Source organism: Ruminococcus sp. AF31-8BH (assembly GCF_003460605.1).
GTDB classification, from domain to species: domain Bacteria; phylum Bacillota; class Clostridia; order Lachnospirales; family Lachnospiraceae; genus Blautia_A; species Blautia_A acetigignens.
Genome location: NZ_QTVN01000008.1, coordinates 223,258 through 233,163 on the forward strand (window position 1 = coordinate 223,258; position 9,906 = coordinate 233,163).

Consider the following 9,906-nt stretch of genomic DNA (forward strand, 5'->3'; position numbering starts at 1 on the left):
ATAATGAGGAGAGAAACAAATGTTTTGGTTATTGTTATGAAAATTGATTTTTCGACAAAAATCGGGAAAAATGTATTGACTTTTTTGAAATCAAAATATTATTGAATATTCACGGGAAATATCACAATTCAGGGCGTAAGAGGAAAATTATCTGACAAAAAGAACACGGTGAGAGAGGCAGTATTCAAATGAGTCCGACTGCCTCTTCACAGTTTATAGTGGTGAGACAACTAAATAAAAAAATGTGCGCTTCGTTAAAATGCTTTTATCTTTTTTTTAATCCTGTTCACATATTGCTTCGAGCAATGCAGAATCTCCCCGATTTCCTTATCCGAATACCCAGCCAGCAGGAGCCTGAAAATCCGGGAGTAAACAATCGGCTTGTTTGTTAAAAGCATTTCGTAATCAAATAATGTTTCAACATCATCATATTTTTCTGTAAATCCATATTCACATAATTTGGCATCCTCTGTTGCTTCTTCGCTGTTTTGGTAATTTCCCCTGCATAAAGCACAAAACCTACGGTAAAGGCCATTTCGGGTATAGGAAACACATTCAACTTCACTATTGTAATAGCTCATACTATGTACCGCGATAAGAAATGCCAGCTTCATTTCCTGCTCCGCGTCCTCTGCATCCATATAAAACAGCTTCCCGGCGTATTTTTTGATCAGAGGTGAAAATAAAGAAATCAGCTGTTCCATTTTCTTGGGATCGTACTTTGCTTCACGTAATAAAACGCATAAATGATTCTCCATAAAAACCCTCCTTTTCCTTAAAAAAAGAAAAATTGGATTAAATGGAAACAAAAATGTCAAACTTAGTTTCTAAAAATTTTTTCAGGGATTTTTTATAGAAGTAAGCACTTATAAATAACTGTTTGAAAGGAAAAGAAAGTATGGAAATCAACACATCTTATCTATCAGATCATAATACTTACAGGACAAATAATCCAGGATACATTGTTGTGCACAATACGGATAATTTTTCAGAAGGGGCAGATGCCAGGGCGCACGCCTATGCGCAGTTTCACGGCAACCTGTCTGGCACATCGGTCCACTTTTATACGGATGATAAAGGGATTGCATACCAGACAGCAGAACTTCAGAGGGGCTGCTGGCATGTCGGGGTTAATTACGGGGGAAAGCTGTTTGGGACAGTGAACAACCGGAATTCCATTGGCGTGGAGATGTGTGTACAAAAGGGCTACGATTTTGAAAAAGCATTTGAAAACACGGTGGAACTGCTCAAAACCCTGCTGCGTATGACGGGGATTTCCCCGGAACATGTAGTACAGCATTATGATGTATGCCTGAAAAACTGCCCGTCACAGATCCGAAAGAAAAATGCATGGAAGCGGCTGCAGCAGGAGATCGGTGTCCCGGACAATGCTGCATTAGGACAGGGGCTGTATAAAGTAACAGCAGATGCATTGAACATCCGCTCAGGCCCGGGAACTGAAAATGATATTACGGGAGTGATCGAGGACAGGGGTGTCTACACCATTGTCCAGATCGAAAACGGGAACTGGGGCAGGCTTTTATCCGGTGCCGGATGGATCTGCCTGGAATATGCAAAAAAAATTTAAAAGCAGTTTCCAGACAGAAGGATACTGTCTTTTTATATAAATGTAAGTGCTTACGCAAAATAAAAAATACAGGAGGAAAACAATGAAGCGAAAAGAAGTAGTAGAAAAACGTACGGAAAATTCAAAGCTGTATGAAAACCAGGATCATTCTTTTACCAGAGAGATCTTTCTGGAAGCCGTGCATTATGAAGATGCAGACGGCAGATGGAAAGAAAAAGAGGCGCTGGAATGCTGTCTGGCCGGTCAGGGGGATGACAGTGCTCTGGTCTCCTTATCAAAAGACGGCTGTATGCTTTCATGGGGCGTACAGGGTGCAGCCCACGCTGTTGGGAAAAAGACAGAAGCCGGGACCCTGTATCCGGAAATTTTTGGAGATGTGGACATGAGATGCCAGACGCTGGGAGAGAAAGTCAAGGAAGACTTTATCCTGAGATCAGCCCGTGCAGCCAGATCCTTTACTTATCTGTACCATATGAAAGGATTAAAAGCGGTACAGGATGGGGACTATGTGGCATTCCTAAATGAAAAAGGGGATGAGGTATTTACTGTGTGTGCTCCATACATGCAGGATGCCGCAGGCAGCCGCTCTGATGAGATCCGTCTCCTTTTTACCCAGGAAGATGATGCACACTGTAAAATTTCTTTTGAGGCAGATGAAAAGTGGCTGGATGCGCCGGACCGCTGTTTCCCCGTTGTCCTGGATCCGGTGACGACCACATCCAAAAAAGCAAAAGATATTATGGATGCCCATGTGGATTCCAAGCATGAAGAAGACAACTTCCAGACAAATATGTTTCTGAAAACAATGGGCGGGGACAATATCCAGAGAAGCTTTGTGAAATTTGTACTGCCAGAGATCAGCACCGGTGACATGGTGCTGAACGCAAGACTGGTGCTGGTATCCCTGACAACAGATGGAAAAGAGAGGACAGTTAATGTGCACCGCGTCATGCAGGACTGGGATTCTTCCACGATCAACTGGTACAACAAACCTGTTTATGAGGAGACCGTCCAGGATTCCTGCAGATATACAGCAGACAAACAGAAATACATAACCCTGGATATCACAAGGCTTGTAAAAGACTGGTACCAGAATGGGAAGAATTTCGGCCTGATGTTCAAGGACGATTATGAGCTTTCAGGGTATACAAGTTTTCTTTCTTCTGACTGTGACAGCGGCTATCAGGACATGCGTCCGCGCATTGATATTACATATGCAAATTATTCCGGTCTGGAAGATTTCTGGAACTATCACAGCCAGGACGCCGGAAGGGCGGGCACCGTGCATGTCAATGACTTCAATGGAAACCTGATCCTTGAGCGTACGGATTTCGCAATGGGCGGAAGCCTCATGCCGGTTTCCCTGAAGCACGTATACAATTCCAATAACCGTAAGGAAAATCTTGGATACGGGCTGGGATTCCGTCTGAACTACCACCAGACCTTAAAAAAGGTAACAATTGCAGGAACGGATTATTACCAGCATGTAGACGGGGACGGCACAGTCCATTACTTCTATTATGACAGCAGCAAGAAGACCTGGAAGGATGAATTCGGACTGGAATTTACCCTCACCGTAAACTCCGGTACTGCGGAACCCTATGTGATCCGGGACAAAGAGGATAACCTGCTGGTATTTGACAGCAATGGTTATCTGATCAAGGTGCGGGACAAAAACAGCAATACACTTGCCATCACCTACAGCAATAGCCGTATTGCAAAAATTACGGACGGGGCTGGAAGGGTTACCAGTTTTACCTATCTGAAAGACGCAAACGGGACAGCCACAGACCTTAGCCAGATCACGATGCCATCCGGACAGACCATTGCATTTGCATACACATCACATATGCTGACTTCTGTTACGGATATGGATGGAACCGTAACAAAATATACGTTTGCTTCCAATGGCAATTTAAGCTCTGTGGTAAACGCAGACGGATACCAGTTGAAATATGGATACTATGGAACTGCCCCATACAGGGTAAAAAGCATTGCAGAGTATGGCGGGGCTACAGCGGGAAATACACTTACACTGACCTACGGATACAACAGTACCAAATTTACGGATTCCAAAGGCCGCAGTGAGATCTACCGCTTTGATAACAGCTGTAACCTGCTCCATATCCATGACGGGTTCGGGCATGCTGCCAGCGGAAAATACACGAAGGATGGAAAACATGTGAACCGCCTTGAAAATGCCACAAAGCTTCAGTCCAACATCGTCCAGCTCCTCAAGGACCCGATCATCCAGGCGAAGACCATCGGCTGGACACCAAAGGTATATGCCGAAGGCACGGGAACCACATCTGTAAATACAGATACAAAGTACTGCATGGTTGGGAACCGTTCCTTAAAAGCGGAGTGTACTGCACAGACCAGCTATGCCTACTGGGCACAGAATGTAACCGTGAAAAAAGGCGAAACCTACACCGCTTCCATGTATGTGAAGGCTGCCGTGACATCAGCCGCAGAGGATGGAGGCTGCCTGCTGAGGGTCCGCTACCTGGATAAGGATGGTACACAGCACCTGCTGGACAGCGAAGTCCTGAAAAAGACCACTACGGATTTCGTAAGGCTGAAAAGGACTTTTACCATTCCGGCAGATGCGGGCAGCGATTCCATAAAGATCTATATGGTTGTATGGCATGCAGTGGGAACCATGTATGGGGATATGGCACAGCTGGAAACCGGGACCACTGCCAACCGGTGCAATCTGGTAGACAATGGGGAGTTCCACAGGGGAAGCACCTCCGGTTTCAGCAAAACCGGTGATACGGAAGACTGTCTGGTCAAACTGGGAGAAAACAGTTTCATCCCCATGCAGGAGGCACTGATGGCGACTGCTGCGGGTGTCATCTATAACCTTCCGTCCACCAGCGGAACCCAGGTGGCCTCTGTTGTCAAAAACCAGCATCTTGCCGGATATGCAAGATATACGGATACAGATGGCAAAAAATGGCACCATGTGAAGAATGCATCCGGCCAGTGGGGCTATATCCTTTCCAGCAGCGTGACACCGTATCTGGGGGGAAGTTCCTGCAATGCGACTGCAGTGGTCGGCGTTACCGGGGCAGTCCTCAGGGCATCTGCATCTGATACGGGAACCCCGGTCCAGGAGGCGATCCCGAAAGGGACAAGCCTTGCAATCGGGGCAAAACAGAAGGATTCCGGTGGAAAAACCTGGTATTACGTTGGCATGCAGATTGACGAAACGCGTTATTGCGGTTATATATCTGCTGACTACGTTATCCGTATCTACTGGAACTATGTATACGGAAAGATGTCCGCAGCAGACAGCTGCTATGAGAAGCCGTCAAAATCCTCCACAGTCAGGGGAAGCGTGAAATCCGGTGAGACGGTTGCCGTGAACGGGGTCATGGAAAAGAACAATGGGGAGATCTGGTATGCGGTCCTGAAAGGGAAGGAATATGCGTTCCTGCCCCAGGCTAACTTTACCATGTCCAACAAGGGGTATTACGGAATGCTTTCAACTGCAAAAGTTACGGAAAGCATCGGCGGCCTGGAAGAGCATATATACAAATTCCTTGGAAACCCGGAAAAGAACAAGAAGCTTACCAAAACACTGGATATACAGGGAGCAGCCGGGGACACCTACATGGTAAATGCATGGGGACGCGGAACAGCCCTGCCGGAAACCTCCAATGACACCGCCCGCCGGTTCGGTGTGGAAGTGGTCTTTGTATGCACGGACGGCACAAATGACACCCACTATACCAATTTCAGCCCGGATATCCTGGACTGGCAGTTCCTGAGCGATATTTATGTTGCCAAAAAGGCATATTCCAGCATCCGGATCTCCTACACTTACTGCCACAATGCCAACATTGCCTTTTTCGACGGGCTTTCCCTGTTCCGTGAAGAGTTTGGCCAGAGCTATACCTATGATGATAAGAATAACGTGATCTCAGTCGTGGATGCCAAGAAGCAGGCGTCAAAATTTGAGTACAACAGCACCAATGACCTGACCGGTGTTACGGATGCAAAAGGCAACAAATTTACTTATGAATATGATAAAAAGCATAACCCTGTAAAGGGCACCTCTGCCCAGGGCATGGTCTACAGCCTGGAATATGATGACAAAGGAAATGTCAAAAAGAGCGGATGCGTGGATCCTGCAGAAACCAGCAGGGGAATCTGGCTGGATAAAGCAATGACCACAAGCAGGAACTATACTGCCTCAGTGACGGATGCCAGAAACAACACTGTGAAGTATACATGGAATGAGAGCCGGGACCAGCTCACAGCAGTAACAGATGCCAGGGGAAATAAACTGTCCTATGGCTATGACAGTGCAAACCGTCTTTCTTCTGTCTCCCATGATGTGACCCAGAACGGAACCAAAAGTACGGTTAAAAATACATATACGTATACAAAGGACAGGCTTACCGGGATCAGCCACAATGGGTTCAGTTATGGTTTTGCGTATGATGCATTCGGAAACCTTACAGGAGAATCTGCAGCAGGAAAACAGATCATCGGGTATGAATACGAAGCCGCCAACGGAAACCTGCTGAAGACCACTTATGCAAACGGTGATTATGTCCGCTTTACCTATGATGGACAGGACCGTGTGCTCCTGAGCTATTACAAGCCGGCTTCCGGCAGCGAGCAGAAGCTGAATGAATACGTGTATGACCGGAGTGGAAACCTTGCAAAAGTGACCAGTCATATGACCGGAAAGAGCTATGAGTTTGATTATGATTTCCTGGACCGCCTGATGCGTGCAAGGGATAACGCGGACAATTACTATGAATATACGTATGATGTCAATAATAATATGACCCGTATGTACCATGGGGCAGGAGTTTATGGAATTGCCACAACCTACAGCTACGATAAGGACGGAAGGGAGACCACCGCGTCTGCATCCAAGAATTATTACCGGACAACGGAGTACGATCCGCTGGGTCGTATTGCAAACCAACTGTGGCATACCCCTGCAGCCATCAGCGGTGCGATCTACGAATACAGCGGCAGCGGTACCAGGGAAAACGGCCTGCCGTCTTCCATGCAGGTCGGAGGCAGTAATTACGGCTATACCTATGACCAGAACGGGAACATCACCCAGTATCAGGTAAGCGATACCAATGCATCCGGTGGAACAACCAAAACCGTGACTTACCAGTATGACGAACTGAACCGTCTGATCCGTGAGAACAACCAGATCCTGAACAAGACAGTCACCTATGCTTACGATATTGGAGGAAACCTGGTCAGTGAAAAGGAATATGCCTATGCATCAGGAACCCTTCCAGCTTCCGCTTCTGTGACAAAAACAGGAACCTTTGATTCTGTATGGAAGGATAAGCTGATCAAATGGAACGGCGTTGCAATGACTTATGACGCATCCGGAAACATGCTCACAAAGGGAAGCACCAGGTATACCTGGACATTAGGAAATGCCCTTGCAGCAGTATCAAATGGAAAGAATATCCAGTATTCCTATGACTATGCCGGACACCGGATCAGGAAAGTCGTGGACGGTGCTGTCACCCAGATGTGCTATGCTGGTGATCTGCTTGCCTCAGAGAGGACAGGAAGTGAGAAAACGCTCTGGTACCGTTATGATTCCTCAGGAAATGTGATCGCGCTGACCTATGAGAGTGAGATCTATATGTACCTTAGAAATGCCCAGAATGACATCATCGGTCTTCTTGACAAGGATGGAAAGGTCGTTGTAAGATATACCTATGACAGCTGGGGACAGGTAGTTAAGATTGAAGGAACCTTAAAAGACAAGGTGGGAGCAAGAAACCCGTTCCGTTATAAGGGATATTATTATGACGTGGAGACCGGCCTGTATTACTGCCGCAGCCGTTATTACGATCCTGTGATCCGCAGATTCATCAGCGCGGATGACACACAGGTTTTAAGGGACAATCTTGATATGCTGGGTGAGAAGAACCTGTATGCATACTGTGATGATAACCCGATTACGAGAGTTGATGGCGATGGACAATGCTGGAATATTTTAGCTGGAGCTGTAATTGGAGCCGCTATGAATGTTTTGGCGGGAGGAGTAGCTGCTGCTGTAACAGGGCAGGAATATACTGCTGGAGATATGATTGCCGCAGCTATAGCTGGCGGTATAGCTGGTGGATTTGGAAGTGCAAACAAAGCTATCCTCAAAATAGTGGGTGCTATTGGTGGTGGAATTTTTAGCGCAATTTATGCAGGGCAATATAGTTACAAAAGAGAAGATTCGTTGCTTGCTATTATCAGTAATGCTAGTACAGCTTTTTTTGCCACTACATTTATAAGCAATTTAACTGGATTTGCACTTTCAGCAACTGGATTTGAAAATACTATTGCTGTTACCTGGGGAGCAACTTATGGAGTTGGAGCAAGCTCAATTGCAGCCAGTGTGTCTTTGGGCGTTTCTAGTTCTGCATCACAGAAAAGGACACAGGAACAACATGTCTATTGGGAAAAAAAGATAGGACAAGGACGGTATTTTGATGGAAGAACTGGTACTTCTGTTAATTATAACATTTGGAAGTCTTCCGCTGGAACTTTGAAAAAAAGACCTAAAAGAACCTATAGACCGTCTAATGCATATTCTGTATAAAGGTAGTTCAGATTGGAGGTATAAATGAAAATTTTATCGAAAAAACCATTTTATGCAGATGGACTTTTGGCTGTTATTTGTATATTAACAGCATTCATAGAACCTCCAATTAGTTCGAGAAACTTTTGGACAATATTTTCTTTTATTCTTTTACTAAGTCTTATAATTTTTTTTGTATTACCTCATGCAAGAGTGGTAGAACTAAATCGGGAAGGGTGCACTGTATGCTGGTTTGGAACAAAAAGGAATTTTAAATGGAAAGAACTCGAAGTGATTAGTTATGGAGACATTGGGGTAGTAAGGGGGGAAAGGTGGGAAGGAATTTTTTTCTCTAATAAAGCATTGACGCCAAAAGGCAAACGAATGACGACGATCGAGAGAATTTATTTTTCCTTGAACATTTTTGATCAGTTTTTTGTTATTTTTAATGATGAAAAAGAGAAAGAACAAATTATGAATCAGTTGAAAGAATGGGACGTGAATGTTACCACTGACAGAGATTTTGCGCAAAGAAAAGAACGTGAGCGTATACTGGAAGAAAAAACTAAAATGCGGGAAGAACGCAAAAAGCTTTATGAAGAAAGTAAAAAAAGAAAGCGGTGATATGTAAAATTTAGAATGTATATTTCCAAGCTAGTGTAAATCAAAACCACAGGGGATGGTTGGTATTTTCGACTAACCATTCCCTTTTTATACTCTTTTTTTGAAAGAAGGTGAAAAATGAAGTACCGAATTATAACGATTATAAGCTTTATCGGCAGCACCGTCATTTCTTTGCTGGGTGGATGGGATAAATCCTTGCAGACCCTGATAATTTTTATGACCATCGACTGGCTGACTGGCGGTATCCTTTTGCCCGTAGTCTTCCAGAAAAGTCCCAAATCCCAAAATGGAGCGTTGGAAAGTCATGCAGGCTGGAAAGGACTTTGCCGAAAAGCGATGACACTATTTTATGTTCTGGTAGGCGCACAGTTAGATTCCCTGATGGGTACAGAATATGTTCGTGATGCTGTATGCATCGGATTCATCTGCAACGAGGCACTTTCCATCATAGAAAACGCCGGTCTCATGGGCATGCCTCTCCCCGAAATCCTCCGAAAAAGCATCGACGCTTTAAAAAGCGAGAAAAACGCATAGAAAAAAACCATCTGTAAAATATTGTCCTCAATATATAATCTATAAAATTTATTTTATATATTTTTAATATATTTCCTATTTCCAAAAAGCACAGACTGTGCTAAGATAAATACAAAGCATATTTCTTTCAATTATCAAGGTGCGCTGGCACTGTCTTGTATCATCTAAACACATTTCAGAAATCTATGCTTTTAACCCGAAAATATTTAAGAGCAGGAGATTTCGGAATAAGTGTATTCAGGTCTCCTGGGAAAGGAGCACCTATTATGATGGAACTACAAGCTGACAGTGGAGTACAGGAGGAGCAGAACATCCTCCCGGCTGCAAACAGGAAGTACAAGGATACTATTTTTCGAATGCTTTTTTCAGATAAGAAAAATCTGCTGTCCTTGTACAATGCACTAAATGGGAAAAACTACAGTGATTGTGCTCAGCTGGAGATTGTGACCCTGGAGAATGCTATATACATGAGCATGAAAAATGATCTGGCATTTATTTTGGACCTGGCTTTGTTTCTCTGGGAGCATCAGTCTACGTATAATCCTAATATTCCCCTGCGTGATCTGATGTACATAGCCAAGGAATACGA

At 44.6% G+C, this 9,906-nt stretch carries 5 protein-coding genes and 1 pseudogene; 5 read left to right on the forward strand and 1 reads right to left on the reverse strand.

The genetic code is table 11. The annotated features are described in order from the left end of the window. Positions 1–254: 254 nt before the first annotated feature. Positions 255–758, reverse strand: coding sequence for a sigma-70 family RNA polymerase sigma factor (locus DWZ38_RS11955; RefSeq protein WP_117853005.1), 504 nt, complete (start codon positions 756–758; stop codon positions 255–257). Positions 759–898: 140 nt separating this feature from the next. On the opposite strand from DWZ38_RS11955, the gene DWZ38_RS11960 reads away from it, so the two are divergent. The 5 genes and pseudogenes from DWZ38_RS11960 to DWZ38_RS11980 all read left to right on the forward strand — a co-directional run. Continuing rightward, complete coding sequence (locus tag DWZ38_RS11960) at positions 899–1,588, forward strand: N-acetylmuramoyl-L-alanine amidase (RefSeq protein ID WP_021924559.1); 690 nt, start codon at positions 899–901, stop codon at positions 1,586–1,588. A gap of 82 nt (positions 1,589–1,670) precedes the next feature. Next, positions 1,671–8,180: a DNRLRE domain-containing protein gene (locus DWZ38_RS11965; RefSeq protein ID WP_117853008.1), complete on the forward strand. Its 6,510-nt coding sequence runs from the start codon at positions 1,671–1,673 to the stop codon at positions 8,178–8,180. A gap of 24 nt (positions 8,181–8,204) precedes the next feature. Continuing rightward, the gene (locus DWZ38_RS11970; RefSeq protein ID WP_117853010.1) at positions 8,205–8,783 is read left to right on the forward strand and encodes a hypothetical protein; all 579 of its coding nucleotides are present in this window, start codon (positions 8,205–8,207) and stop codon (positions 8,781–8,783) included. A 117-nt stretch (positions 8,784–8,900) separates the two neighbouring features. Beyond that, positions 8,901–9,317, forward strand: coding sequence for a phage holin family protein (locus DWZ38_RS11975; protein ID WP_117853013.1), 417 nt, complete (start codon positions 8,901–8,903; stop codon positions 9,315–9,317). Between the two features lie 269 nt (positions 9,318–9,586). Further along, positions 9,587–9,906 (forward strand): annotated as a pseudogene (locus tag DWZ38_RS11980) (hypothetical protein); the annotation flags it as partial.

Bases quoted from the DNA above. Each gene is read 5' to 3' on its own strand.
- DWZ38_RS11965 (WP_117853008.1), top strand. From the start codon at position 1,671: ATGAAGCGAAAAGAAGTAGTAGAAAAACGTACGGAAAATTCAAAGCTG.
- DWZ38_RS11955 (WP_117853005.1), bottom strand. From the start codon at position 758: ATGGAGAATCATTTATGCGTTTTATTACGTGAAGCAAAGTACGATCCC.
- DWZ38_RS11960 (WP_021924559.1), top strand. From the start codon at position 899: ATGGAAATCAACACATCTTATCTATCAGATCATAATACTTACAGGACA.
- DWZ38_RS11970 (WP_117853010.1), top strand. From the start codon at position 8,205: ATGAAAATTTTATCGAAAAAACCATTTTATGCAGATGGACTTTTGGCT.
- DWZ38_RS11975 (WP_117853013.1), top strand. From the start codon at position 8,901: ATGAAGTACCGAATTATAACGATTATAAGCTTTATCGGCAGCACCGTC.